This window comes from Cobetia sp. BMC6 (genome assembly GCF_029991385.1).
GTDB lineage: Bacteria > Pseudomonadota > Gammaproteobacteria > Pseudomonadales > Halomonadaceae > Cobetia.
In genome coordinates, this window is sequence record NZ_JAKUMF010000009.1 from 85,552 (window position 1) to 110,396 (window position 24,845).

The 24,845-nt window shown below is 62.3% G+C and carries 22 protein-coding genes; 9 read left to right on the forward strand and 13 right to left on the reverse strand.

From position 1 onward, the window contains the following. Positions 1–160: 160 nt before the first annotated feature. Together MKZ40_RS14375 and MKZ40_RS14380 are read left to right on the forward strand one after the other, a co-directional pair. On the forward strand, positions 161–1,066 hold the full coding sequence (locus tag MKZ40_RS14375; protein ID WP_175090263.1) for a LysR substrate-binding domain-containing protein: 906 nt from the start codon (positions 161–163) through the stop codon (positions 1,064–1,066). Between the two features lie 42 nt (positions 1,067–1,108). Next, a complete protein-coding gene (locus MKZ40_RS14380; RefSeq protein ID WP_175090264.1) occupies positions 1,109–1,327 on the forward strand; it encodes a TIGR02450 family Trp-rich protein in 219 nt (72 codons plus the stop codon). Between the two features lie 106 nt (positions 1,328–1,433). Here the strand turns inward: MKZ40_RS14380 and MKZ40_RS14385 are convergent, their stop codons facing one another. The 6 genes from MKZ40_RS14385 to bla form a co-directional block, all read right to left on the reverse strand. Then, entirely contained in the window at positions 1,434–2,642 is a 1,209-nt protein-coding gene (locus MKZ40_RS14385) for a pyridoxal phosphate-dependent aminotransferase (protein WP_175090265.1), read from the reverse strand. Between the two features lie 2 nt (positions 2,643–2,644). Then, positions 2,645–3,319: a TetR family transcriptional regulator C-terminal domain-containing protein gene (locus MKZ40_RS14390; RefSeq protein WP_175090266.1), complete on the reverse strand. Its 675-nt coding sequence runs from the start codon at positions 3,317–3,319 to the stop codon at positions 2,645–2,647. Positions 3,320–3,403: 84 nt separating this feature from the next. Further along, positions 3,404–4,153 (reverse strand): class II aldolase/adducin family protein, encoded by a 750-nt coding sequence (locus MKZ40_RS14395; protein WP_217485918.1) that lies wholly within the window; start codon positions 4,151–4,153, stop codon positions 3,404–3,406. 141 nt (positions 4,154–4,294) lie between these two features. Next, the gene (locus MKZ40_RS14400) at positions 4,295–5,251 is read right to left on the reverse strand and encodes an NAD(P)-dependent oxidoreductase (RefSeq protein WP_175090267.1); all 957 of its coding nucleotides are present in this window, start codon (positions 5,249–5,251) and stop codon (positions 4,295–4,297) included. A 303-nt stretch (positions 5,252–5,554) separates the two neighbouring features. After that, positions 5,555–6,661, reverse strand: coding sequence for an NADH:flavin oxidoreductase/NADH oxidase (locus tag MKZ40_RS14405; RefSeq protein ID WP_175090268.1), 1,107 nt, complete (start codon positions 6,659–6,661; stop codon positions 5,555–5,557). Positions 6,662–6,887: 226 nt separating this feature from the next. Continuing rightward, a complete protein-coding gene (gene bla, locus MKZ40_RS14410) occupies positions 6,888–7,964 on the reverse strand; it encodes a class A beta-lactamase (protein WP_282627954.1) in 1,077 nt (358 codons plus the stop codon). 198 nt (positions 7,965–8,162) lie between these two features. On the opposite strand from bla, the gene MKZ40_RS14415 reads away from it, so the two are divergent. Beyond that, positions 8,163–9,524, forward strand: coding sequence for an IS1380 family transposase (locus MKZ40_RS14415; protein ID WP_175090269.1), 1,362 nt, complete (start codon positions 8,163–8,165; stop codon positions 9,522–9,524). Positions 9,525–9,899: 375 nt separating this feature from the next. Further along, positions 9,900–11,072, forward strand: a complete 1,173-nt coding sequence (locus tag MKZ40_RS14420) for an alpha-hydroxy acid oxidase (protein ID WP_077376993.1) — start codon at positions 9,900–9,902, stop codon at positions 11,070–11,072. Between the two features lie 117 nt (positions 11,073–11,189). On the opposite strand, the gene MKZ40_RS14425 is transcribed toward MKZ40_RS14420, so the two are convergent. After that, positions 11,190–12,599, reverse strand: coding sequence for an FAD-dependent oxidoreductase (locus tag MKZ40_RS14425; RefSeq protein ID WP_175090270.1), 1,410 nt, complete (start codon positions 12,597–12,599; stop codon positions 11,190–11,192). A 230-nt stretch (positions 12,600–12,829) separates the two neighbouring features. On the opposite strand from MKZ40_RS14425, the gene MKZ40_RS14430 reads away from it, so the two are divergent. Beyond that, the gene (locus MKZ40_RS14430) at positions 12,830–13,651 is read left to right on the forward strand and encodes an FCD domain-containing protein (RefSeq protein WP_175090271.1); all 822 of its coding nucleotides are present in this window, start codon (positions 12,830–12,832) and stop codon (positions 13,649–13,651) included. Positions 13,652–13,700: 49 nt separating this feature from the next. Next, positions 13,701–14,978 (forward strand): Zn-dependent hydrolase, encoded by a 1,278-nt coding sequence (locus MKZ40_RS14435; protein ID WP_254627160.1) that lies wholly within the window; start codon positions 13,701–13,703, stop codon positions 14,976–14,978. Between the two features lie 113 nt (positions 14,979–15,091). Here MKZ40_RS14435 and MKZ40_RS14440 read toward each other — a convergent pair whose 3' ends face one another. The 6 genes from MKZ40_RS14440 to MKZ40_RS14465 all read right to left on the reverse strand — a co-directional run bounded on the left by MKZ40_RS14440 (position 15,092) and on the right by MKZ40_RS14465 (position 21,203). Continuing rightward, a complete protein-coding gene (locus MKZ40_RS14440; RefSeq protein ID WP_175090272.1) occupies positions 15,092–15,853 on the reverse strand; it encodes a M15 family metallopeptidase in 762 nt (253 codons plus the stop codon). 6 nt (positions 15,854–15,859) lie between these two features. Beyond that, positions 15,860–17,137 carry a TRAP transporter large permease gene (locus MKZ40_RS14445; protein WP_077377007.1) on the reverse strand — a complete coding sequence of 426 codons (1,278 nt, stop codon included), beginning with the start codon at positions 17,135–17,137 and terminating at the stop codon, positions 15,860–15,862. Beyond that, positions 17,134–17,700: a TRAP transporter small permease gene (locus MKZ40_RS14450; RefSeq protein WP_175090273.1), complete on the reverse strand. Its 567-nt coding sequence runs from the start codon at positions 17,698–17,700 to the stop codon at positions 17,134–17,136. The genes MKZ40_RS14445 and MKZ40_RS14450 overlap by 4 nt, the downstream gene beginning before the upstream one ends. A gap of 209 nt (positions 17,701–17,909) precedes the next feature. Then, complete coding sequence (gene dctP / locus MKZ40_RS14455; protein ID WP_175090274.1) at positions 17,910–18,938, reverse strand: TRAP transporter substrate-binding protein DctP; 1,029 nt, start codon at positions 18,936–18,938, stop codon at positions 17,910–17,912. Positions 18,939–19,265: 327 nt separating this feature from the next. After that, complete coding sequence (locus MKZ40_RS14460; RefSeq protein ID WP_175090275.1) at positions 19,266–20,141, reverse strand: MBL fold metallo-hydrolase; 876 nt, start codon at positions 20,139–20,141, stop codon at positions 19,266–19,268. A gap of 93 nt (positions 20,142–20,234) precedes the next feature. After that, the gene (locus MKZ40_RS14465; RefSeq protein WP_254627162.1) at positions 20,235–21,203 is read right to left on the reverse strand and encodes a LysR substrate-binding domain-containing protein; all 969 of its coding nucleotides are present in this window, start codon (positions 21,201–21,203) and stop codon (positions 20,235–20,237) included. Positions 21,204–21,641: 438 nt separating this feature from the next. On the opposite strand from MKZ40_RS14465, the gene MKZ40_RS14470 reads away from it, so the two are divergent. From MKZ40_RS14470 to MKZ40_RS14480, 3 genes are all read left to right on the forward strand, one after another. Further along, a complete protein-coding gene (locus tag MKZ40_RS14470; protein WP_175090276.1) occupies positions 21,642–22,544 on the forward strand; it encodes a LysR family transcriptional regulator in 903 nt (300 codons plus the stop codon). Between the two features lie 221 nt (positions 22,545–22,765). Beyond that, positions 22,766–23,566 (forward strand): putative hydro-lyase, encoded by an 801-nt coding sequence (locus MKZ40_RS14475; protein WP_175090277.1) that lies wholly within the window; start codon positions 22,766–22,768, stop codon positions 23,564–23,566. Positions 23,567–23,658: 92 nt separating this feature from the next. Continuing rightward, positions 23,659–24,705 (forward strand): TRAP transporter substrate-binding protein, encoded by a 1,047-nt coding sequence (locus MKZ40_RS14480; RefSeq protein WP_175090278.1) that lies wholly within the window; start codon positions 23,659–23,661, stop codon positions 24,703–24,705. Positions 24,706–24,845 lie beyond the last annotated feature (140 nt).

Consider the following 24,845-nt stretch of genomic DNA (forward strand, 5'->3'; position numbering starts at 1 on the left):
CGACTGGCAGTCATATCCATTGCCCAAAAGCCCCGTTCTCATGGGACACCCGGTCAGCGTCGTGCCATGTCCGCAGGTGTCGCTGCAGGCTTCACCACAATGGGAAAGCGGTGCATGATGGCCAACCTCCAACAACAACCGACATCTCCTCAGGCGACGCATGAAGATCGAATGGATCGAAGACTTTCTCGCATTGATCAAGGCCGGGACCTTCTCGCTGGCAGCCGAGCGACGCAACGTGACGCAACCCGCCTTCTCGCGCCGAATACGGCAGCTCGAGGAGTGGCTGGGGGTCGAGCTGGTCTATCGCCAGTCGCAGCGCATGATCCTCACCGAGCACGCGCTGGAATATGAGCAGGAAATGCGGGAATGGCTGGCGCGGCTCTATACGCTGCGCAGCCGGCTACGCAGCGAGGCCCGCCAGGGGCCGAAGGCGATCATCACCACTCAGCACACCCTCACCGTCAGCTACCTGCCACGGTTGCTGCGCTATTTCCGGCACAACTCCCCCGACGCCGGACTGCAGGTGAAGTCGCTGGACCGCAGTGAATGCCTGCAGTTGTTCGATCATGGGCAGGCCGATCTGCTGCTGTGCTCCGAGCTTCAGGGCGCGCCGGTCTTCGAGGGAAATTGCGGCATCAATCGCCTCTCGCTGGGGCTGGAGCGCCTGCTGCCGGTGTGTGCGCCAGATACCCTGGGTCGCCCCCTGCACCTGCCACGCAGTGATCAACGCCTGCCCTTGATCGCCTATGATCCGGAGAGTTTTCTGGGCCAGATTCTGGCCTCGCCCTATCTGATGGATCTTCAGCGCGCCCAGGACATCGACATCATCTGCGAGACCTCCTTCACGCTGGGCATTCGTGAACTGGTGATGGCCGGACTGGGGGTCGGTTGGCTGCCCCATGGATTGATCGAGGATGATCTGGAGAGCGGCAGGCTGCTCTCACTGCTGGATGATCTGGGTGGGCCGCCCCTTGAGGTAGCCTGCTATTGCCGCAATGACAACAACAGCACAGCGACCGATGCACTCTGGCAACTGCTCAACGAGAGCCCGCCTGCCGTATGACATCGTGAGCCTCTCATCACTCTTCACCTTCAAGAGCCCGACATGAATCGCCTGAATCCCGACAAGCTGTTGCAGAGCAAATGGACCGCCGTGACTCCCAAGAATCGAGAGCGGCATTTCATCGTCACGCGCCTGATTCGTGATGAGCAGGACGAACATGTGGTCGAGGTCGTGTTGCAGGCGGTACTGACCCGCAAGGATTACACCCTCGCCTGGCGTGAGCTCAAGGAAGACAGCGTCTGGCAGATGGGCTGGAAATGACGCTGTGAATCACGCTTCGGTGAACGCAGACACGCCGCCCGAGGGCGGCGTGTCTGCGTTGATCTGATGAATCGTTTGATAGTCCCGGCACCGCCGAGGCCGCGCCTCAGGTCACGCCTGAGGACACGTCTGAGGTCACTGCGTCGGGCTCGAGCTGATCACACAGTAGCGTCATGCGCTGCACCGCTTCCAGCAGGGTGTCATCCGGCACGGTCAAGGCGACACGTACCAGTGGCCTTCCGCAGTCGCCGAAGACACTGCCCGGCATCACCGCGACCTGCTGCCGTTCCAGCAGCCGCCAGGCGAACTGTTCACCATCCAGGCCGGTGCGTGAGACATCAACCATCAGGAACATGCCGCCCTGGGGCAGGCTGGAAGACAGCTGCGAGATGGCCGCCAGCGCCTCATGGACCAGACGCGCGCGGCGCCCGAGTGATTCGCGAAGACGCTCGGTAGTATCGAAATCTCCGCGCAGCGCGGCCTCTGTCATGTCGGCGATGAAGGGCTGGTTGCCGAACAGCATGGTCTCCGAGACAGGCAACAGCCGGCGGCAGAATTCCGCTGAGCCGATGGCCCAGCCACTGCGAAAGCCGGTGGCAGCATGGCTCTTGGAGATGGAGGACACCACCACGGTGCGCTCACGCAGTGCCTCGATCTCAAGCGGCGAGACGAATTCGCCCGCGAAGATCAGCGCTTCATAGACCTCATCACAGACGATCCACAGGTCATGCTCGCGACACAGCTCACCGATGCGCTCGAGCGTCGCACGGTCCATCACCGCACCCGTCGGATTGTGCGGCGTATTGAGCAGCAATACGCGACTCTGCGGCGTGATGGCCGCGGCCAGATCTTCCGGCTGCAACACGAAGCCATGCTCCATGCGCAGCGGTACCGGCTGCAGGTCACCGCCGGCACCCCGGATCACGCCCTCATAGGTGGCGTAATAGGGGTCGCCGGTCAGTACGCCGCATCCTTCTTCCACCAGCGCCAGCATCACCGCGAACAGCGCCGTCTGAGTGCCGGGGAAACACAGCACGTTGTCTGCGCTGATCTCGGGCATGCGCGCTGAGTAGCGCTCGGCCAATGCCGCGACCAGCCCCGGTTCGCCACGGCCATCGGAGTAGCGGGTACGCCCGGCGCGCAGCGCCTCGACACAGCGCTCGACCAGCGCCGGGTGTGTGGCGATATCCGGTTCTCCGATGGTCAGCTCGATGATCGGTTCTCCCGCCAGAATTCGCTGACGAGCGGCACTGTGGACGGCCCATTTGTCACCGCCCAGATCGCTCAATCGTTCGGTGATGGTGGCGTAGCGCATGCTCAACTCCTGTGAGGTGGGGGTGTTGTTGTCATCTCGACATGCTCAAGCAAGGTGCCGTGAGGCAGGCGCAGGATGCCCTCTGCCGCTCGCATGGCGATCCCGGGCAATCGCTCGACGGCATAGAGGCCATGTTCCAGCCCACCTTCCAGCCACAGACCATCGATCAGGCCATTGAGGGCGATCGCCTGCTCCTCACAGATAGCGTCATCAGCGGGCTGATCATTGGCGCTCAGAACGGGTTGGATCAGTAACCGCAGCAGATCGAGAAACTCGCGATAGGTTTCCTGATGGACCGCCGAGTAGGTGGCATCGTGACGTACCCGACCGATGAAGGTCGCCCACAGGGAGACCTTGTGGGCGGCCAGATTGGGCTGCGTGAGACTCGCCGCGATGAAGCGTGCCAGACGACACGCCGAGGATTCATCACTGACCGGGCTGGCATCGGCGATATCAGAGGTCAGCTGGCCCATCATGTAGGCATAGGCGGCCCGCACCATGTCATCCTTGGTGCCGAAGTGGTGGCGAATCAGCCCGGGTGAGACACCGGCCGCCTCCGCCACGCGGCGCACGCTGGCGCCGGCCAGACCATGCTGCGCGACACAGCTCAGCGTGGCTTCCAGCAGGTCGCGACGACGCTGATCCTGGGAAAGACGCTGAAACACCTTGCGACTCATCTGGGCCCCTCTCCTTCACTCAACGCCGGGATTGCCGCACTTGCCTCACTCTCACGTGACAGCGGCCACGCATCGAGGGAAGGCTTATCGACGATAGTCACTGCCAAGGCTCTCCAGCAGACGCAGGTGGGAATCCCATTCCAGTACCAGATCGCCATCCTCATGGATGGCCATGTCGTACTGGTCGACCACATGCGCACAGATCTCGGGCGAGAGACGGCGCACCGGCTGGCCCATGGACAGGGTCGCGACCTGAATCTCGCAGCTGCGCTCGAGGTAGAACATGTTGTTGAACATCTCGGCAGCAGAGGCACCGGTGGTCAGCAGGCCATGATTGCGCAGGATCAGCGCCGGATTCTCGCCAAGGCTTGCCACGATGCGTTCGCGCTCATCCAGATCCAGCGCGATGCCTTCGTAGTCGTGGTAGGAGACGCGACCATGGAACTGCAGGGCGATCTGATTCAGCGGCAGCAGTCCTTCTTCCAGGCTCGATACCGCCACGCCGGCGCGCGTATGGGTATGCATGATCCAGCTGGCAGAGTGGCTTGCCGCATGAATCGCCGAGTGAATGGTGAAACCGGCTGGATTGACCCGCGCGGCGCTGTCATCGACCTTCTCGCCGTTGACGTCGATCTTGACCAGCGAGGATGCGGTGATCTCCTCCCAGCGCCAACCATAGGGATTGATCAGGAAGTGCCCTTCCTCACCCGGCACTCGCGCCGTGATGTGGGTATAGATCAGGTCGGTCATGCGGTAGTGCGCCGCCAACCGATAGCAGGCTGCCAGATCAAGGCGTGCCTGCCATTCCGCGTCACTCATGGTCGATGCCTGCATGTCGCTGTCTCCTGTGATCAAGATGTCGCTGTCTGGGGTCGAGAAAGGCTCCGCAGAGCCCTGAAAAGCCTTGACGCCTCCACCTTCCGGTCCTCAATAGCCGGGGGCCACAATAGCCAAGGTCCTCAATAGACCAGGGCCTCAATAGCCGCGCTGGCGATCCACGCCCAACGTGAGCGGCAGGCCATCGCGCAACTCGCGCGCCGTGGCCACCACCTGCTCGGCGACCACCTCGGGGAGCGAGTCACTGGCGACATGCGGCGTGATGCGCAGGCGCGCGTCTTGCCACCAGCGATGATTGGGCGCCAATGGCTCCTCGCGGAAGACGTCCAGCGTCGCGCCCGCCAGCTGAGCGGACGCCAGTGCCGCATCGAGATCGGCTTCCACCAGGTGCTCGCCGCGGCCGATCTGCACAAGCCAGGCCCCCGGCCGCAGCTGGGCGAACAGGGTCGCATTCAGCACATTCTCGGTGACCGGAGTCAGCGGCAGGATGTTGATCAGGTAATCCGCCCCCTGAGCCGCGGCCATCACCGCATTGTTGCCCGTCAGATAGCACACGCCTTGCACTGCTGCGACAGGTTCACTGCGACAGGCGACCGTCACCGAGAATCCCAGTGCCGACAGCGAAGTGACCACCGCGCGCCCCATGCTGCCGTGGCCCAGCACCGCCACCTGCGCCTTCTCGGGCGCACGCATCGGCAAGGGCTGCCACTCACGGCGCGTGGCATTGTCTGCCATGACGGCAAACTCGCGCTCTTGATGCAGCACTTCATGCGCGGCAAACCCGGCCATCAGAAATGCCTGATGCGGATCTCGTACCCGTGCCACCTGAACCTCATCTGACAGCCCCGGATGACTGAGCAGAGCATCCACCCCCGCCGCGATCGACATGGCAAGCATGAGATTGGGGTACGGCGCGAAGGCGTCTTCTCCCGGCTGCCAGCAGATGGCGAACGCGACCTCCGTGGGGTCTTCGATCTCATGCGGGTTCTGCAGCACGACATCCTCGCCCAGCTGGCGCAGCGCCTCACCGTAGAGGCTGTCCAGGTCCAGGGATTCACTCAGGTAGACACCCAGAATCGGGGCTTGGCTTGGCATTGGCTCTCCTTGTGTCACGACTGGCAGCGAATGGGTTGCGGTGGATCTTCCACCACTATTGCACACTCGTATAATTACTGCCAGCCGTCCTGTACTCCCCCGAGCCTTCATCGCCCTGCTGGCGCAGCGCCGCCTTGAGCCACAAGGAGAGGCGCAAACGCCTCTCCACTCTCCTCCCTCAAATCGAGGCTTCGCGCCGCCAGGGGGATTGAGCAAAGGGGATTGAGCAAACAAGAACGCCCGCGATCATCGAGCAAGGGCTCATGAACGCGGGCGTCAGTCATCGATGTCCTTTCACGGACTTCAGTCCTGCTGATTCTCCAGCAATGACTTCAGACCATGCGGCTGGCAACGCAGATACTGGGGCGAAACCTTGACGGTATCTCCCAGCGCGGCGGCCGCATGCCAGGGCCAGCGCGGGTCATAGAGAATGCCGCGCGCCAGGGCGATGGCATCGGCACGCTCTGTCACCAGCAGGTCTTCCGCCTGCTGTGGCTCGGTGATCAAGCCCACCGCGATGACGGGCATGACCACCTGAGCCTTCAAGGCCTCGGCGTGCGGGACTTGATAGTTGGGCTCCACCGGAATCTGCTGCTGCTCGCTGAGCCCGCCGCTTGAGACATGCAGATAGTGGCAGCCACGGCGGTCAAGCGCCTTGGCGAGTTCGATGCTCTGTGCGAGATCCCAGCCGCCCTCGACCCAGTCCGTCGCGCTGATCCGGATGCCCAGCATGACCTCGTCAGGAATCGCGGCGCGAACGGCGTCGAACACCTCAAGCGTCAGCCGCATGCGATTCTCCAGTGAACCGCCATAGTCGTCCTCGCGCTGATTGCTCAACGGTGACAGGAATTGATGCAGCAGATAACCATGCGCCGCGTGCAGCTCGATCCCGTCGAGACCGATCTCGACGGCACGCCGGGCCGCTTCCACGAAGGCGTCGATGGTCTGGGCGATCTGCTCGGCGCTCATCGCCTCGGGAAGCGGCCCCCCTTCACTGAAGGGAATCGCGCTGGGTGCCAGAGTCTGCCAGCCGTTGGGTTGTCCCGGAGCAATGGCAGTTCCGCCCTCCCAGGGCTTCTCGCATGAGGCCTTGCGGCCCGCGTGACCGATCTGCACGGCCAACGGCATCGGCGAATAACGACGGATACGCTCGACGACACCTTGCATCGCGTCACGCGTTGCCTCGTCAAAGAGCCCCACATCGCCATGGGTGATACGCCCTTCGGGGGAGACGGCACTGGCCTCGAAGATCAGCAGGCCGGCACCTGACTGGGCCAGATTGCCGAGATGCTGGTCATGCCAGGCTTGCATCCGGCCATCCTGGGCGGAGTACTGGCACATCGGTGCAATGATGATGCGATTGTCCAGCGTGAGCGGGCCGAGCTTCAGCGGGGAAAACAGTGTGGACATGGATATCCTCCAGACACGTGCAGGAACAGGTTGGGCAAGGCTCATGAGCGGACATGACAGGGGGAGCGGGTACCATCTCCCCCGGCAAACCATTGCGGATACAGTTCAGGCACAATGCGGGCGAGAGGCAGGAGTCACAAGTAAAGGATGGCATCAGGGCCGGCAACGCTGAGTTGCCCAGGCTTCACGCAGGCTCTCTCAGGCGCGCTACTTCAGGCATGCTCTTTCAGCACGTTCTCTCACGCGTCACGCGATCAATGTCAGCGTGCGTGTCCACACCTTCGGTGGCCGGTCCTTCGATGGCCAGTACCTCGATGGCCAGTACCTCGGAGACCAGCAGACGCCCGACATCGGCAATCGCGGCGTCACGCACCGCACGCTCGGCCTCGCTCTCGGTCAGATAGACCGCCACGATCAACGGGGCGTGATTCGGCGGCCAGATGATGGCGATATCATTGTTGGTGCCATGCCCCCCGCCCCCGGTCTTGTCAGCGATCTGCCAGTCATCCGGCAAGGCGGCACGCAGCTTGTCACTTCCCGTGGTATTGGCCAGCATCCAGCCCTGCAACGTGAGACGCGACGCCTCGCTCAGCGCCTCCCCCAGCAGCAGCCGCTGAAGGGTGGACGCCATCGCGTCGGGGGTGGTGGTATCACGGGGGTCACCCGGAGTGGCCTCATTGAGCGCCGTTTCACGACGATCCAGACGTGTGCTGTCATCCTTCAGAGTCCGCAGATAATTCGTCAGCCCGACAGGCCCACCGATGGCATCGAGAATCAGGTTGCCGGCGGTATTGTCGCTGGTGGTGATGGTGGCGCGGCACAACGCCGCCAGTGTCATGCCATCGCCCTCCACCTGACGTTCAGTGACGGGGGAGTAGGTCACGAGATCCGCCGGGCGAATCTCCACCTTGCGTGACAGCGACTCCTGGCGGGCATCCACCCGCGAGAGCAGATTGCCGCATGCCAGCACCTTGAAGGTGCTGCTCATGGGGAAACGCTCATCACCCCGCCAGCTGACACGTCTGCCATCGGCAGTATCCAGTACCGTCACACCAAGGCGCGCGCCGACCCGCTGCTCTATTTTCTGCAGATTGGCGACCACAAGCCCCTCACGCTCCGCCTCGGAAGCGACCACGGACGCTGCGTGAGCCGGACTGATCATCAGCCATGACAGACAGGACGCCTGCATCGCGTCACGCCCACGACGCAGGACTCTTGCCCTTGCCGCGCCTTGGGGACTGGCCGGATCGCGCGGCGTTGTCGGGCGCCGACCATCGGCTGAGGCGCTACAGGCAAATCTCATGGGTCCATCACCTTTCATGGGGGCGCTACCTGACACCTCAGGCCGCGCAGTCAACGTGTCCGTCTGCAGACGTCGTGCAGCAGGTTGGTTGCATCATTGCCATGATCCTGAATCCGTGAGACCAGCCCCCAGAAATGCTTCTAACCTACTGAACTGCATGGCAATATAGCGAATATCGCCATTCACCCAGACAGTGCCATGCCCAACGTCAAGTTCCGCGCCAGTCGCCGCACCCTCACCAGCCACGCCGGGCTGTCCATCATCGGGCAATGCTTCGAGATCGCTGGCGTCGACAGCATCGACAGCCGCTTCCCCACCACGCTGGGCATGCGCACCAGTGACGTGATCAAGAGCTACCTGGGCCTGCTGTGTCTGGGCATGAGCGACTATGACGCTGTCGAGAACTTCCGCCGCGACAAGCCCTTCCAACAACTGCTGACCCTGCAGAAGGTGCCGAGCGCGGCGACGCTGCGACAGCGGCCGGAGAAACTTGCCGCCAACGACCTGCAGGCGCGCACCGCCACCTGGTCCACGACCCTGCTGTCACTGATCGAAGCACCGATCACCGCCGAGACGACGCACGTCTGCCTGGACATCGACACCTTCGTCATGGACAACAGCAACTCGAAGAAGGAAGGCGTCTCGCGGACCTACCAGAAGGTCGATGGCTACACCCCGATCGCCGCCTATCTGGGCAACGAAGGGTGGTGCCTGGGTCTGGAACTGCGGCCTGGCAAGCAGCACACCATGAAGGAGAGCAACGCCTTCCTGGAGCGGGTACTGCCTCGCGCCCAAGGCCTGACCAAGCAACCGATCCTGTTACGCGAGGACAGCGGCTTCGACAGCCAGGCGCACCTGGCGCTTCTCGAACAGCAGCGCCAGGTCTTTGCCGACGAGGGGCGCCGGCTCGACTATGTCGTCAAATGGAACCCGCGCGGCTCGGCCACGGCGGATCAGGATACCTGGTTGGCTGTGGCAGCGGACTACTGGGAAGAGCTGCGTCCTGGCAAGCGCCAGGCGCTGTGGACGCAGACCGTCTCGATCCACGACGACAACAAGACCGAATACGTCGTCCAACGCGTGATGCGCCTGGTAGAGCGCACCGCCGATCGCGATGGCCAGTTGCTGCTCGAACCGGACTATGAGTTGGAAGGCTGGTGGACCAGCCTGGACGAGGCGCCGGAGGCGGTGATCAAACGCTACCAGGCGCATGCCACCCACGAGCAATTCCACAGTGAGATCAAGACCGATCTCGACCTGGAGCGGCTGCCGTCGGGCAAGTTCGCCACCAACGATCTGATCCTGCACCTCGCCCAGCTGGCCTACAACATCCTGCGGCTGATGGGGCAGCTGGGCATGACCGGCGAGCTGAGCCCGGTGCGCCATCCCGCCAAGCGGCGCCGGATCCGCACCGTGCTACAAGAGCTGGTGCATCGTGCGGCGCTCGTGATTCACAAGGCGCGGCAGATCATCCTCGACTTCGGGCAGGACATCGGACGCATGACGGTGTTGAACACCTTGCGAAGCCGCCTGCGCTATCCCCGAGGCACGCCATGCTGATCGTCTGTCGGACAAAGGCACCACGCAGAGAGCTGACGGTCATCGGCAGCCAGTATCAGCGTGCCCGGCGGGTAGAAATGCCTGTCAAAATGGGCTGCTCTCGTCGGTCAGCGTCGCCATGGTTGGTCCTCCCCGGTATGCGTTCAGCGGTTGAGACGGAATCGGCGGTCAGAAAATGCTCGCTGGCGGTGATAGGGGAAGTGTCGGCGCTGGCTTCACGGAATCAGGATGATGCTATGGCACAGGCGTCCTCGACAGATAGACGTATCGCCAATGGTGAACCCCCCATCCATCGGAGACAATAAGCCCAGCATCCCCTTGGCGATGTCCCTGAACCTCAAACGATCCGCCTTCTCTCCTTGGATGGAGTTCTGCATGACCATCACCTGCATCAATGATCTGCAACGCCTGGCGAAACGCCGTGTGCCGAAGATGTTCTACGACTATGCCGACTCCGGCTCATGGACGGAAACCACCTATCGCGCCAACGAGGCTGATTTTGCCGCCATCGGACTGCGTCAACGGGTGATGGTCGACATGGACAATCGCACCCTGCGCACGCAGATGCTGGGAGAGGATGTGGCCATGCCGGTGGCGATCGCGCCCACTGGCCTCACCGGCATGCAGCATGCCGATGGCGAGATGCTGGCCGCGCGCGCGGCGAGTGACTTCGGCGTGCCCTTCACGCTCTCGACCATGAGCATCTGCTCCATCGAGGATGTCGCATCCGTCAGCACACGCCCCTTCTGGTTCCAGCTCTACGTGATGCGCGACAAGGATTACATCGGGCGGCTGATCGATCGCGCCAAGGCGGCGGAATGTTCCGCGCTGGTGCTCACCGCTGACCTGCAGATCATCGGCCAGCGCCACAAGGACCTGATCAATGGCCTGAGCGTCCCTCCTCGCCCCACCGTGGCCACCGCGCTAAACCTGGCGACCAAGTGGCGCTGGTGCGCCGGCATGCTGAAGACGAAGCGCCACAGCTTCGGCAACATCGCCGGTCACGTGAAGGACGCCGACAACCTCAGCTCCCTGTCGAAATGGACCGCCAGTCAGTTCGACCCCAGCCTGAGCTGGGATGACATCAAATGGATCAAGGATCGCTGGGGCGGCAAGTTGATCATCAAGGGCATCATGGAGCCGGAGGATGCCGAGATGGCCGTTCAGGCAGGCGCCGATGCCGTGATCGTCTCCAACCACGGTGGACGTCAGCTCGATGGTGCGGCCTCCTCCATCTCCGCTCTGCCGGACATTCTCGCGGCGGTCGGCGACAGGACAGAGGTCCACATGGATGGCGGGATTCGCTCTGGCCAGGATGTGCTCAAGGCGGTGGCGATGGGCGCCAAGGGCGTCTATCTGGGACGCGCCTTCCTGTATGGACTCGGCGCCATGGGCGAGCAAGGCGTGACGAAGACCCTGGAGATCATCCACAAGGAGCTCGACACGACGCTGGCCCTGTGCGGACTGCGGGATATCCACGACGTGGACACGCGAATTCTCAGGCCCGGCACCTATCCGGTGGCCAGTTCACAGACCAGAAGCTCGTGAGAAACACGAGCCTTTGATGACGACGACGGCCGACATGCGCCGGTGGAATCAACCACGGCACATGTCGGCCTGTCATCCTGTGCACGCTGCCCTCTCGGGCCAGCGCACCGGCTTGCCTCAATGCACCTTGAGTCGCGGCCCCATGGCGTGGCGCAACACATCACTGACCACCTCGGCTGAGCCCTTGAGGGGCCCCAGCAGCAGGAACTGATGCTGACGCTGCAGTCCTTGGTAGGCCGCGCGTGCAAAGCGCCCTCTCACCTGCAGATCCTCATGCCCATCGTTGCCTTGTGCGTTACTCAGCTTGGCGCTGAGCTTGCCACCGAGCTCACCGACGCTGCCCGCCCTGGCCAGCGACAACAGCGTGCCGCGATCCTTGAACTCGAAGACCTGAGCCGCCTCGCCCTGCTGGCGACGCGGCAGTTCTTCCGCCAGGAACTCGGCCTGTTCGCTGGCCACCTGTGCCGTGGGTGGCAAGGGTGCCTCATCGATGCAGGCACAGTCGCCCAGCGCGTAGATGGCTTCCTGCTCAAGGCATTGCAGTCCGGGCGTCACCTTCCATTGACGCTTCTTGTTGCTGGCCAGTCCTTCGACCTCCTCGACGATGGCAGGCCCCACACGCCCCGCCGCCCAGACCACCAGGTCTGCCTCGCGAGTCACGGACTCGTCACCTTCGCTGATCTCGACGCTGCCGGGTGATACCTTGGCGACCTGACGAGACAGTTCGATATTGATGCCCTGTGCCTCGAGTCGCTGATGGATCGCCTCGCGCAGTTCCTCGGAGACCCCCGGCATGAAGGTCTCGGTGGCCTCGAGGATCGTGATCTCGACCCGCGAGTCCTTCGGCGCAGGCGCATCATGTCTGCCACGCGCCTCATGCAGATAGGCGGCGAGCTCGACACCGGTGGCACCCGAGCCGACGATCACCACCTGATACGGCCGCCCCGGAGACTCTTGAGCACCATCCTTGGCACCATCCTGGGGGGCTGACGCGCTTGAATCCCCTGTCGATGCTGTTTCCCTTGCCACATGGTTGGCCAGCAAGCCACGCGAGAAGCGCTCGGCAATACGTTCGGCGTCTTCGGGCGAGTCAAGCAGACAGGCATGCTTCAGCACGCCCTCGACGCCCATGTCAGGTGTCACCCCTCCCAAGGCCAGTACCAGCTGGCGATAACCTCTGACGCGGACCGGCACCTCGGCGGTCGCGTCATCTTCCCTGCCCGGTATCGCCGCAAGGGTGATCTGGCGTTGTTCAGGGTCCACGCCTTCGAGGGCGCCGCACTCGAAGCGAAATCCCCACTGCTCCGCCAGACCGGCATACCCCAACTCATCGACCTGGCGCCGTCCGAGGCCCGCCGCGATCTCATGCAGGCGCGGCTTCCACACGTGACTGGTGTCGCGATCGATCAGCAACACGTCCTTGTGGCCTGCCTTGGCCAGGCGAACCGCCAGTTCCAGTCCGCCGGCACCGCCACCGACGATAACGATATCGGCGTCACGCGTTCGCTGAGAATCATGCGTTTCCATAGGGCCTCCTTTCGCGGGGTCGAATAGAGAAACCTTATGTCAGACCAGGCGCTTTTCAAGACTGCCACCCGGAACTTCGCCAATGCGCAGCCTTTGATGCGACGCGTCATGCCCTTGATCGAATTCGCGACGCTCACGTGCGCATTGCGGGTTTGACAGCGCTCGAGTCCGCGACTAAAGCTTATTTATACGAATAAATATGAATGACTCGCCTCCGCTCAGGACATCGCATGCCGACATCGCCTCCACCACTGATCACGTCACGCACCAGCAATGGCTCTGGCGCTCCCAAACGCCAGAAACTGGCCGAGCTGATCAGCGATGACCTGAGGCGCAGCATCGTGCGTGACGGGTTGAGCGAAGGTGACCGGCTACCCAACGAGAAGGCGCTGATGGCCCAGTACGGCTGCGCCAAGGGCACGCTGCGTGAAGCCCTCAAGATTCTGGAAGTCGAAGGCTTGATCACGCTGAAGACGGGCCCCAATGGCGGCGCCGTGCTGAATGCGCCGAGCATGGAGCCCGCCAGTCGCATGCTGAGAAGCTTCCTGCACTTCAAGACGCTCAATGGCGCCCAGGTCTATCAGCTGCGCCGGCTGCTGGAAGTCGAGATGGCGGTATCGGTGGTGGGCCTGCTCAGCGAAGAGGATCTGGTCGCGCTCGAGCACAATGTCAGTGACTGCAGTTGCCATCAGCCACAGGGCGAGGACCAGCGTCGCCAGCGTTTTCTGGAAATCGAGTTCCATCAGGTACTGGCGCGCGCCTGTCCCAACCCGCTGCTCAGCTTCATGTGCCAGTTCCTCAACGACATGCTGCACGAGCTTGTCGTCATCAAGAAGGCCTATCTCCCGGAGCGCAAGCAGTTCGATGCCGCCAATCAGCATTACCACACCGGCCTGATCACGGCGTTCCGCCAGCAGGATCACGAACAGGTCCGTCAGCTCATGACGGAGCACATGCAGGATGCCGAGCACCATATGACGGCCCTTGAGGTGGAAATGGCCGACCAGCTGCTCGTCACTCCGGCGCAGCTGATGGCCGACAGCAGAGCCTGAAACCGCACGACACATCACAAGAACAATATTCACGAGAGGAAGGAAATCGATGACCACTGCCCAGATGGATACCTCCCCCGTCAGCACCCTGAGCGAGCTGCGCACCGACAGTGATCGCCTGTGGCAATCCCTGATGACCCTGGCCGAGCTGGGCGCCACGCCCAAGGGCGGCGTCAACCGCCAGGCGTTGACCGAACTGGACCGCCAGGCGCGCGACCTCTTCATTCAATGGTGCAAGGCCGAAGGCTGCACGATCCGTATCGATGCCATCGGCAACATCTTTGCGCGCCGCGCCGGCACCGATCCGGACGCCCCGGCGGTGATGACCGGCAGCCACATCGATACCCAGCCCACGGGCGGCAAGTTCGATGGCTGCTTCGGGGTGATGGCGGGACTGGAAGTGCTGCGCAGCCTCAACCAGCACGACATCAAGACCCGCTGCCCGGTGGAGGTGGTGGTCTGGACCAACGAGGAAGGCTGTCGCTTTGCGCCCTGCATGATGGGGTCCGGTGTGCATACCGGCCAGTTGTCATTGCACGAGATGCTGGCTCAGAAGGACACGGATGGCGTGACCGCCGGCGAAGCGCTGGATGCCATCGGCTATCGGGGCAGCGATGAGATCCCCCGCGAGAACGTGCGCGCCTTCTTCGAGAGCCATATCGAGCAGGGCCCGATCCTGGAAGATGAAGAGACCACCATCGGCGTGGTGATGGGTGCGCTGGGCCAACGCTGGTTCGATCTGTCGCTGACCGGCCAGGAAGCCCATGCGGGCCCCACGCCCATGTCGCTGCGCCAGGACGCCATGCTCGGCGCGGCCGAGATCACCGTCGCCGTCAATCGCATCGCCATCGAGCATGCACCGCACGGTCGCGGCACCGTGGGCGTGATGCAGGTCCATCCGGGCTCTCGCAACGTCATCCCGGGTCAGGTCAACATGACCATCGACCTGCGCTCGCTGGAGCCCGACTCCCTCACCGCGATGGTCGCCGAACTCAAGGAAGTCGTCGAAGCCGTCAGCCAACGTCACCGTCTGGCCTTCGAGCTCACCCCTACCGCCGACTTCGTCCCCGAGCACTTCGCCGACAACTGCGTGAACGCGGTGCGCAATGCCGCCAGCCAGCTCGGCTACTCGCATCTCGACATAGTCAGCGGTGCCGGTCACGACGCCATCTTCATGGGCCGTATCGCTCCCGCCGGCATGATCTTCGTCCCCTGCGAAGGCGGTATCAGCCACAACGAGATCGAGAATGCCGCCCCCAAGGACCTGCACGCCGGCTGCAACGTGCTCTTCCACGCCATGCTCGATCAGGCCGAGATCGTCAGCTGAGGCGTGATTTCCCTTGCGCAGGATGACAAGACGCCCCGCTCGAGAGGTCATCGAGCGGGGCGTCTTGTGTCTGGCGCTGTGCATGGCCAATCCGTGCGACCCGCCATGAGTCGCTATTGCAGAGACCGCTTCCAGAGACTCTCGATGCTGTCCATCTCCGCCGGACCGAAGAGTGCCTCGGGCTCGCTCCGGTACCAGGCCCAGAGCTGATCCCCGAAGTCGAAGTGCCACCATTCGCTGGGCAGGTTGGTGAAACCGGCTTGGGTCATGACGTGATAGAGCAGCCGCCGGTTGTTACGTGCCGCAGCCTGGGGCGTGTCTGCGCCAGGCGGATGACGTTCGAAATAATCGGCGTGGGATTCAGGTGTCGCCTCATCGAACAGCGTCCCCATCTCGAGTAGCAAGCCATCGGCATCGCAGATCGTGACATCCACGGCACCGCCGGTGAGGTGCGGGCTCGGCGCGTCAGGATCACGACTGGGCAAGGAGACGAATTCCCGCGTACGCGCCAGCAGCTGGGCCTCGCAAAGCGAGGGGTCATGCGTCTTGAGCGACTGATACAGCGTCTCGAACAGATACTGCTGTACCCGCCAGGGTCGCCAGCCATCCATCACCACCAGCGACAGCCCTTCCGGCAGGGCGCGTGCGGCCTGCAGCAGGCGCTGATACACCGCACGCCGCACCAGACATTCATTGACCGCCCCGGGAATGCCGAGGCGTGCGTAGGCGGGATAGACCTTCAGGCATGACGGCCCGAGGCTGGTCGGCACCAGAGGACTGTCACAGCCCTTCACAGGAATGCAGGTCACCTGCGACCAATCCGGCTCGTCATGACTCGGGATGGCAGGAGGCGTAAAAGTCAGTGATGACGTCATGAGGTGTTATCCAGACAGGGTCGGCAACCACAGAGTTAAGGGCGGGAAGACGATCAGCATCAGCAGTACCGCGACCGCCACCAGCACGAAGGGCCAGATGGTGCGAAACAGTGAGGTGATCTCGAGCTTGCTGACCGCGGCGGCCACGAAGACGCAAGCCCCCATCGGCGGCGTGATCAGCGCGATGGTGATATTGAGCGTGATGATGACACCCAGATGCACGGGGTCGATGCCGGCGGCCATGGCCACGGGCACGAAGATCGGTGTCAGCAGCATCAGCGCCGAGACCTCTTCCATGAACATGCCGGTGACGAAGGTGATGGCACTGAGCAGCAACAGGATCAGGATCGGGCTGTCGATGTAGGGCGTCAGCAAGGCCACGAACTGATTGGGCACCTGGGCATAGGACAGCAGCCAGCTGACGATGGACGACACCGCCATGATCACGAAGATGGCACTGGTCAGACGCGCGGTATCCTTGATGGCACCCCATACCTCGACAAGCTTGAGCGGCCCCTGACACAACCCGCAGAGCAGAACGTAAGCGACGATCAAGGCGCCGGATTCCGTCGGGGTCACGATGCCCAGCACGATACCGGAGACGATGATCACCGGCGCGACCAGTGCCGGCAGCGCGCCGATGATTGCCGAGATCACTTCACTGCGTGCCGGTGCCTGACCGCGCGCCTGCAGGCCATGCCGACGGGCATACCAGGCATTCATCGCCATGAACGCCACCGCCAATACCAGTCCGGGCACGACACCGGCCAGGAACAGGCTGCCCACGGAGGTATTGGTCAGCGAGGCGTAGAGGATCATGAAGATGCTGGGTGGAATGATCGGGCCGATCAACGAGCTGCCTGCGGTCAGGCCTGCGGCGAAGGACGTCGAATAGCCTTCCTTGCGCATGGCGGGCACCAGCAGCGAGCCGAGCGCGGAGGTATCGGCGACCGCCGAGCCATTGACGCCGGCGAAGAAGACGCTGGAGACGACGTTCACGTGGCCCATGCCACCGCGCAGATGCCCGACCATCAGCCGCGCCAGGCGCATCAGGCGCTCGGTCAGACCACTGATGTTCATCAGGTTGCCGGCAAGGATGAACAGCGGAATCGCCATCAGCGAGAAGGCATTGATGCCACCGAAGAACTGCTGTGGTCCGAGACGTTCCAGCATCGAGATATCGATGAACAGAAAGCCGGTCACGGCGGTGGCGAGCAGGGAGAGAAACAGCGGCAGGCCCAGCAGGACGTGCACCACGAAGATGGCCAGCATTGCCCAGATCATGTGCGCGGCCCTCCTGTCTTGTCATCATGCGCCGGAAGGTCGGCGAGCTCCTCGTCCGGTGCGATCTCCAGTGTCTGGGATCTCAGCGGCCGTGGGCCATGCAACAGCACCTGGGCCGTGATCAACGCGAAACCGATCGGCATCGACAGCATCGGCACGCTGCGGCTGATGCCCAGCCCCATGGTGCGGAACATGCTCGCCGACATGGCGTAGTGCCAGGTCATCCAGGTCGCGCCGGCCATCAATACGAGCGTCAGCCACCATTGGTAATGGATCAGCCCCCTGGCCATGCGCGGAGGCAGACGCCGTTCCAGCAGCGCCACGCGCATGTGTGCCCCTTCTGCCCAGACGACGCCGATCGCCAGCATGACACTGGCGATGATGAGATAGCGGGTCAGCTCATCGACCCAGATGGGCGCGCCGCCCAGTACATAGCGCATCACCACGCCGTAGAGCATGATCAGCACCGTGGAAGCCAGCAGCATCGCCGCAATCGCCAGCGTCACGCGGCCACAGGCATGCAGCAGGCCTTCCCTGAAGGAAGACAGTCGTGAAGGAGTCATGGAAGTCATTTACCGCAATCCACCAGAATGGAGGGAGAATCAGAGCCCCGATGCCCGGACGACATTGCCCGGGCATCGGGGGGACTGCACCATCAGCTCATCAGGCCCAGGGCTCTCTCACGTCGAGAGGCGCTGACGTCGAGAGGCGTTGACGTCGAGTCACGCCTGGGCACTTGAGCGCTGTGGAAACCGCGCGCCTCACATGCCCCTCATGAAGAGAGACCGGCATCCTTCATCGCGGTATCGATCAGCTCTGGTGCGATGTCCTGACTCTTGAGCCACTCGAGGTAGGCAGGCTGGCCCTTGCTGCGAAATGCCTCGAGGTCTGCCTCGCTCGGGCGGATCACTTCCATGCCCTGCTCTTCAAGCAAGGCGATGCGTGACTCGACCTGGCTCTGGTTGTCCTGACGGGCCTGGGCATTGGCTTCCTTGACTGAATCGAGCAGTGCGGTGCGCTCTTCGTCAGACAGGCTCTCGAGCAGCTGACCATTGGCGACCAGGAACTGATCCGAGTATTGGATGTTGGCCAGCGTCAGGTACTTCTGCACTTCCTGCAGACTGCCCAGCAGGATGTACATAGGCGGGTTCATCTGACCATCCGCCGCCCCGGTGCGCAGCGCCATGTAGACTTCCGTCCACGGAATCGGCGTACCCGAGGCGCCGAAGGCCTCATAGAGCGCTACCTGACTCGGGTCCATGGCGCGGAAGCGAAGCCCCTCGAAGTCATCGGGGCTGGTGATCGGACGCTTGTCGTTGGTAAAGGCCAGAAAGCCCCCCTCCTCCACGACGGCCAGAATCTCGGCGCCGTTGGTGCGCTCACTGAACAGTTGCTGCACCTGCTGCCAGTACTGACCTTCATCGAAGAAACGACGCGCCTCATCAAAGCCGTCGAACATGAACGGCGTGGCGCTGACATAGACTTCCGGCACGATGGGAGCCATGCCCGCGAAGGAGGCGATGTTCAGGCTCGGTGCGCTGATGACCTGCTCCATACGTTCCTGCTCCTCTCCCAACATGCTGTTGGGGTAGAGCTTGAGCTCCAGCTCACCATCGGTCTTCTCTTCCACCAGCGTCTTCAGGTTGCTGGCAAAAACGTGCACGGCATTCTTGTCGGCATCCGGTGCGCCGTTATAGCTGAGATTGATGGTCTGGGCCTGCACGCTGGCCGCCAGCAGGCTGAGCGCCAGAGTGGAACCGGTAAGCGTCTTGCGCAGCAGAGATGTCTTGGACAAGGACATGTGGATTCCCTTTTGTTTTTGTAAATATCGGTGGTATGCAGCGGGAGAAACGCCGTCCCGGGGGTATGGCACTGTGGCCAGCCAAATATCGAGCGTTGCTCCCACACGTCGAAAGTAGCGTTGTCGCTGTAGACTAATCAATCATGCAGGTGTTGTTTTTTCGTCCACACCTACTGGACCAGACAAGCCCAAATCTGGCTTGGCGTTCCCACAGACCTGACGCACCCAAAGACCAGGATGGCCCCGCAAACCGGAGTTTTCGGGGCCATTTCAATGACACGGCGAGGCTGTGCTGATCGAAGCAGGGCTTGACGAGGCGCTACATCGTCAGTGGGCATGCACCCCCTTGAGATCACTGCGCCAACCCATACCGGACTCTTCCATCAGGCGCTCATGCACGCCTTCGATATTGAGGCCGACCCACTCCTCATATTGGGCCAGATCACTGTACTCGGAGAGATCGACTTCCTGCTGGATCTTCTCAAGTGACTTGCCGACGAGAATGCCGTCCGTCACCTGGGAATATAGTGACTCCAGATACGTCAGATAGCGTTCGACATCGGCATGATCACCGATCTCGGCATGCCCGCCAACGAAGGTATCGAAGTCGTATTTCAGCACTTCACGCGTCGAGTTGATCATGCCCTGGATATCGTAGCTCCAGAGCTTCTGCCACGGCATGCGTCCGATGACGATCCAGTCCACCACGAATATCGTGGCGTGGTCCTTGAAGTACATGCTGATCGACCCGCGCCCGTCATTCGGTCCGTGATAGCGCAGCTGGACTTCCTTGCCGCCCAGTCGCAAGGTCATTTCATCATCGAAGACGAGATCCGGCGGCACGGCCTGCGCCCGGGTATTGGCGAAATCCTGAGCTGCCAGCCGGTGCGCGATGAAGATGGTCTCCGGGGTGTCGAAGACCTCGCCGCCATAGATGTGATCACTGTGGTTGTGGCTATACACCACATAGCGAACCGGAGTGTCGAAGCGTTCCTTGATCTCGTTGTTCAACCAGCTCGCCGCAGCGTGATTCATCGGGTCCGTCACCAGCGCGCCCTGATCGGTAATCATGAACACGGAGCGGTGGCGATCATCGATGAAGCGATAGAGCCCATCTCCGAGAGATTCTATCTCATAGGCCTGGGCCTGCAGACTGAAAAGAAGCGCTGCCAGCGCCAGTGCTTTCTTGAGGGGGCTCAGCATCGGAGGAAGTCCTTGCATCAGGAAGGGTTATCGTGAGTTGTCACCCTGCCCTGCCCCTATACGAGGATGCGCAAGCACTGGATGCAGCGGACGTCACATGCCAAGCAGACGTGGCGCGTCTGCGGTGAAGAACCGCAACCCTTTCTGCAGGTGGGCAAGGCAGGCCTCGACGGCCACCGTCATCTCCCGCCCACGCCGCGTACAGATCTGCGCACGGGTCGTCGCCAGTGCGGGGTGCTGCATCGGCAACAGGCAGATATCGCCGCGCCGCAGCTCCTCCACCACGCTCAACTCCGGCATGAAGGTCACGCCGATCCCCGAACGCACGAAATTCTTGAGCACCGACACGGAATTGGTGCGTAATTGCGCACGCAGCGAAACGCGCTCCTGCTGCGCCGCCTGATTGACCATCTGACGCATGCCGGTGCATTCATCGATCAGCGCCAGCGGCCACTGCGCTACCTGCGAAAGCGTCAACGGCTCTGCGATCTCGAGTAGCGGATGCTTCGCCGGCACGATCAGATCCAGCGGCTGGCAGGTCTCCACATGACAACAAAGAATCGGATCGACAGGCGGGGCGTAGAGCAGCGCAATATCCACCTCGAAGTCGCGCAGCAGCTCAGTCGCCTCATTCACTCCGGCCATGCGCACCACGACCTCGATGCCGGGATGACGTGCCATGAAGCTCTGCAAGGGCAGCGAGATCAGGTCAGCGATGAAGCCCTCGCCCACCGCAATTCGCACCTCACCGCTGCGCAGCCCCTGCAAGGCGCTCAACTGCGAGAGCGCTGCCGCCTCCGCCGCCTGCTGACGATGAAAGTGATCCAGCAGCAACACCCCGGCCTGGGTCGCACGCATGCCCGTCTCGCAGCGCTCGCACAGCGCGACACCCACCTCTTCTTCCAGCTGCTTGATCTGGCGGCTGACCGCGGAAGGGTCAAGATTCAGATGCCGTGCCGCTCGCCGCAGTGAGCCCCGGCGGATGATTTCATTCAGCGCCGTCAACGCCTTGGGATTGAGCATGGAGACAGTACCCGCCAGCAGCAGTGGAGGAAGAGGCAAGACTCGGATCACTCAGGATATCCCTGCAGTTCAAGCGACTCCAGAGGCCCATATCGTGAAGTGATCGACAACGAAAAAGGAGCCGCTTGGGCGGCTCCTTGTAGTTCGACGTGATCAGCAGTTGCCTTTCTTGGCCTGCCCGGGCGGACAGAAGTCGCCGCCTCCACGCTTGTGGTCATGGTGTCCATCACCGATCTCGATAATGGGTTCGGCATCGATCCGCGCCGGTGTATAACTGCACCCTGCCATTACAAGGGCGCTCAACATCACCAGGCTGACAAGTCGCATACTAGTCTTCATCATCATTCCTTTTCATGAAAATCAACCATCTCTTGATGCCTCACATCGTACCGGAACACAAGCAACAGAGAACGCAATTTCTCAGCGAATGATAGTGTGGGCCCAGGGGTGCATCATCCATTGAGACAGGATCTGGCCATGTTCGATTTCAAGGAAGTGGAAGCCTTCGTGTGGATCACCCGCTTGGGATCGTTCCGGCTGGCCGCCCAGCACCTGCATCTGACCCAGCCCTCGATTTCCGAACGTATCAACAAGCTGGAAACCACCCTGGAAACCCGTCTGCTGGAGCGCACTCGCCGACCGGTACAGCCGACGCTCAAGGGGCGCGAATTCTATCGCCACGCCGAGGCGCTGCTGGAAGCGCGCCAGAAAGCGCTATCCATGATGGAGTTAAATACGCCCTTCCAGGGCGTGCTGCGACTGGGTGTCGTCGAGACCGTCGCCCATAGCTGGCTGCCCGGCTTTCTGGCCGAACTGGCGCGCCGCTACCCGGACCTCACCCTGGAACTCGAGGTCGATAGCTCCCCGGGACTCGCCGCCATGCTCACCGCCGGCGATATCGACCTCGCCTTTCTGATGGGGCCGGTAACGGCAGAGAGTGTGCTCAATCGGTTTCTCTGCAGCTACACGATGGGCTTCGTGATCAGCCCCGCGCTGGGCTTCACCGAAGACAACTTCTCCTTGCGACGCTTGAATGCTCTGCCGCTGATCTCATTTGCCCGCAACAGCCGGCCGCACCATGAACTTGGCTCCATGCTGCATCAGATGGGACTCGATGACGTGAAGCTGCATTGTTCAAGCTCGCTATGGACCATCGTGCGCATGACGCTGGATGGCCTCGGCGTCGGCGCCATCCCGCCGCGCATCGTCGCCGAGGAAATCCGCCAGGGCACCCTGCTCAGCCTGCCCTGCGACCTCCCCGAACTGACCTTCACCGCCTCCTGGCCGACCCACATGGAAAGCGCCCTCGCCGAAGGGGTCTGCGAGCTTGCCATCGAGATAGCCCGCCAGGATCAGGAGGCTCATTCACGCCTGTCCTGAGCATCGCTGTCTGCCCACGACGCTCTCGTATTCCTCATGTTCCTGTTCCTGCTCCCGCTGTTCCTGTCTCGCTCACATCTCACGGGCCTGCGACGGGCCATTTCACACACCACATGAAAGGAGTTTCCGATGTATTGACTCGATAAAAATCGATTGGATTTATCCGGGTGCGCTTCTTATGGTGAAGACAGACAACAACAACTTCACAAGAAGCCCCCACGATGCCCCAGACACTTCTCAGTGCCGCGTCGTCCCCCTGCGAGGCGCGCGAGCAGATCCGCAGCGGTCATTGGGCCAGCCACACCAGCGGTATCGCTGCAGGCTTTGCCCAGACCAACCTGATCATTCTGCCAGCCGAGGCTGCCGGCGAATTTCTGCAATTCTGCCAGGCCAATCCCAAGGCCTGCCCGTTGCTGGATGTCACGGCCGTCGGTTCTCCCGTCCCGACAGGGCTCGGTGAGAACATCGACCTGCGTCATGACTTGCCCGCCTATCACATCTACCGTCACGGCAAGCGTGAAGAAACGCGCACGGATATCGCCGCCCTGTGGCAGGACGATTTCGTGGCGTTTTCCATCGGTTGCTCGTTCTCGTTTGAAGAAGCGCTGCTCAACGAAGGCGTCGAGGTTCGCCATGCGCGCCTGAAGCGCAACGTGCCGATGTATCGCACCAACATTCCGCTGATCAATGCCGGACGTTTCCACGGCAATCTGGTGGTGTCCCTGCGCCCGATGTCGGCGGCGCATGCCATTCGCGCCATCCAGATCACCACTGACATGCCCCGCGTACACGGCGCGCCCGTCCATCTGGGTGACCCCGCCTTGATCGGCATTTCCGATATCAACACCCCCGACTTCGGCGATGCACCTACGCTTGAGACAGACGACCTGCCGGTGTTCTGGGCCTGTGGCGTCACGCCACAACTGGCGCTGGAGAATGCGCGCCTGCCGTTGGCCATCGCACACAGCCCGGGCCACATGCTGATCACCGATATCCCCAATCATCGCCTCAAATACGGATGACTGCTTGTGGGAGCCACGGACCTGCTCCGCAACAGACAAGACCGTCAGATTCTTTCGATAACACCAGATGCACAACAACAATGGTGACTCCCATGAAGACACGTTTTGCCCTCTCCACCCTTGGTCTCGCGCTCGCCGCTACCGGTAGCGCCAATGCTGCCGACACCCTCAACGTGGTAGGTAGCTGGAGCAGCCTTGAGCTCAACCGTCAGTTCGAGAAGCCCTTCTGGAGCGAGACGTTGCCAGCTGCCAGCAGCGGTGAGCTCAGCACCCAGGTGACCACCTTAGACCAGATGGGCATTCCCGGCTCCGACGTCTATCGCTACCTGGGCGATGGCGTCTTCGATGTCGGCATGACCGTGGCGGATTACACCGTGTCGGACGCGCCGGAACTCGAAGGCCTGGATCTGCCGATGATGGCTCCGACGGCCGAGGAGGCCCATAAGGTTGCCGAAGCCTTCCGCCCACTGGCCGAATCCGCCATGAACAAGCGCTTCAACAGCCATGTACTGGCGATCGTGCCGTATCCGGCCCAGGTACTGTTCTGCAATACCCCGATCGAAGGGCTAGATGGTTTGAAGGACAAGAAGGTACGTGCCAGTGGCCGCTCCACCGGTGAGTTCATCGAGGCGCTGGGCGCGCAGAGCCTCAACATCGCCTTCAACGAGGTGCCGGGCTCCCTGGAACGTGGCGTGATCGACTGCGCCGTCACCGGTTCGCTCTCCGGCTACAGCGCCGGCTGGCACGAAGTCTCCAGCCACCTGATGCCGCTGCCGCTGGGCGGCTGGGATTACGTGATCACCGCCATCAATCAGGACAAGTGGCAGAGCCTGAGAGCTGATAGCCAGACGCTGATCCAGCAACAGGTGGACAGCAAATTCACCGCGCCGGTGTGGGAAAACGCGCGTGGCGAGACCGCGCGTGGCGTGGCCTGTCTGACTGGCGAAGGCGATTGCCCGCTGGGCAAGAGCGCCGACATGACGCTGGTCGACTTCAGCGATGACGATGCCAAACGCGCACGTGCGGCGCTTGAAGACACCGTCCTGCCTGCCTGGGCGGCACGTGTCGATGCAGAGACGCGCACGGCCTGGAACGAGAGTGTCGGCAAGGTCGTCGGCCTGACCGCCACCGCGGAGTGATCCAACGGCCCCTGCTCGCGAAGGGCTGTTCGCGAGCAGGGGCCGATAGCCCCGCCCTGCCCGGACACGGCAGACATGCTCCCCAGAGACACGGCGCTGAACGCCCGCACCTCGCCTGATTGGCACGGATCAGCGTCGTT

Bases quoted from the DNA above. Each gene is read 5' to 3' on its own strand.
- MKZ40_RS14385 (WP_175090265.1), bottom strand. From the start codon at position 2,642: ATGCGCTACGCCACCATCACCGAACGATTGAGCGATCTGGGCGGTGAC.
- MKZ40_RS14400 (WP_175090267.1), bottom strand. From the start codon at position 5,251: ATGCCAAGCCAAGCCCCGATTCTGGGTGTCTACCTGAGTGAATCCCTG.
- bla (WP_282627954.1), bottom strand. From the start codon at position 7,964: ATGAGATTTGCCTGTAGCGCCTCAGCCGATGGTCGGCGCCCGACAACG.
- MKZ40_RS14420 (WP_077376993.1), top strand. From the start codon at position 9,900: ATGACCATCACCTGCATCAATGATCTGCAACGCCTGGCGAAACGCCGT.
- dctP (WP_175090274.1), bottom strand. From the start codon at position 18,938: ATGTCCTTGTCCAAGACATCTCTGCTGCGCAAGACGCTTACCGGTTCC.
- MKZ40_RS14475 (WP_175090277.1), top strand. From the start codon at position 22,766: ATGCCCCAGACACTTCTCAGTGCCGCGTCGTCCCCCTGCGAGGCGCGC.
- MKZ40_RS14395 (WP_217485918.1), bottom strand. From the start codon at position 4,153: ATGCAGGCATCGACCATGAGTGACGCGGAATGGCAGGCACGCCTTGAT.
- MKZ40_RS14450 (WP_175090273.1), bottom strand. From the start codon at position 17,700: ATGACTCCTTCACGACTGTCTTCCTTCAGGGAAGGCCTGCTGCATGCC.
- MKZ40_RS14375 (WP_175090263.1), top strand. From the start codon at position 161: ATGAAGATCGAATGGATCGAAGACTTTCTCGCATTGATCAAGGCCGGG.
- MKZ40_RS14425 (WP_175090270.1), bottom strand. From the start codon at position 12,599: ATGGAAACGCATGATTCTCAGCGAACGCGTGACGCCGATATCGTTATC.
- MKZ40_RS14460 (WP_175090275.1), bottom strand. From the start codon at position 20,141: ATGCTGAGCCCCCTCAAGAAAGCACTGGCGCTGGCAGCGCTTCTTTTC.
- MKZ40_RS14445 (WP_077377007.1), bottom strand. From the start codon at position 17,137: ATGATCTGGGCAATGCTGGCCATCTTCGTGGTGCACGTCCTGCTGGGC.
- MKZ40_RS14390 (WP_175090266.1), bottom strand. From the start codon at position 3,319: ATGAGTCGCAAGGTGTTTCAGCGTCTTTCCCAGGATCAGCGTCGTCGC.
- MKZ40_RS14380 (WP_175090264.1), top strand. From the start codon at position 1,109: ATGAATCGCCTGAATCCCGACAAGCTGTTGCAGAGCAAATGGACCGCC.
- MKZ40_RS14435 (WP_254627160.1), top strand. From the start codon at position 13,701: ATGACCACTGCCCAGATGGATACCTCCCCCGTCAGCACCCTGAGCGAG.
- MKZ40_RS14415 (WP_175090269.1), top strand. From the start codon at position 8,163: ATGCCCAACGTCAAGTTCCGCGCCAGTCGCCGCACCCTCACCAGCCAC.
- MKZ40_RS14430 (WP_175090271.1), top strand. From the start codon at position 12,830: ATGCCGACATCGCCTCCACCACTGATCACGTCACGCACCAGCAATGGC.
- MKZ40_RS14405 (WP_175090268.1), bottom strand. From the start codon at position 6,661: ATGTCCACACTGTTTTCCCCGCTGAAGCTCGGCCCGCTCACGCTGGAC.
- MKZ40_RS14470 (WP_175090276.1), top strand. From the start codon at position 21,642: ATGTTCGATTTCAAGGAAGTGGAAGCCTTCGTGTGGATCACCCGCTTG.
- MKZ40_RS14480 (WP_175090278.1), top strand. From the start codon at position 23,659: ATGAAGACACGTTTTGCCCTCTCCACCCTTGGTCTCGCGCTCGCCGCT.
- MKZ40_RS14440 (WP_175090272.1), bottom strand. From the start codon at position 15,853: ATGACGTCATCACTGACTTTTACGCCTCCTGCCATCCCGAGTCATGAC.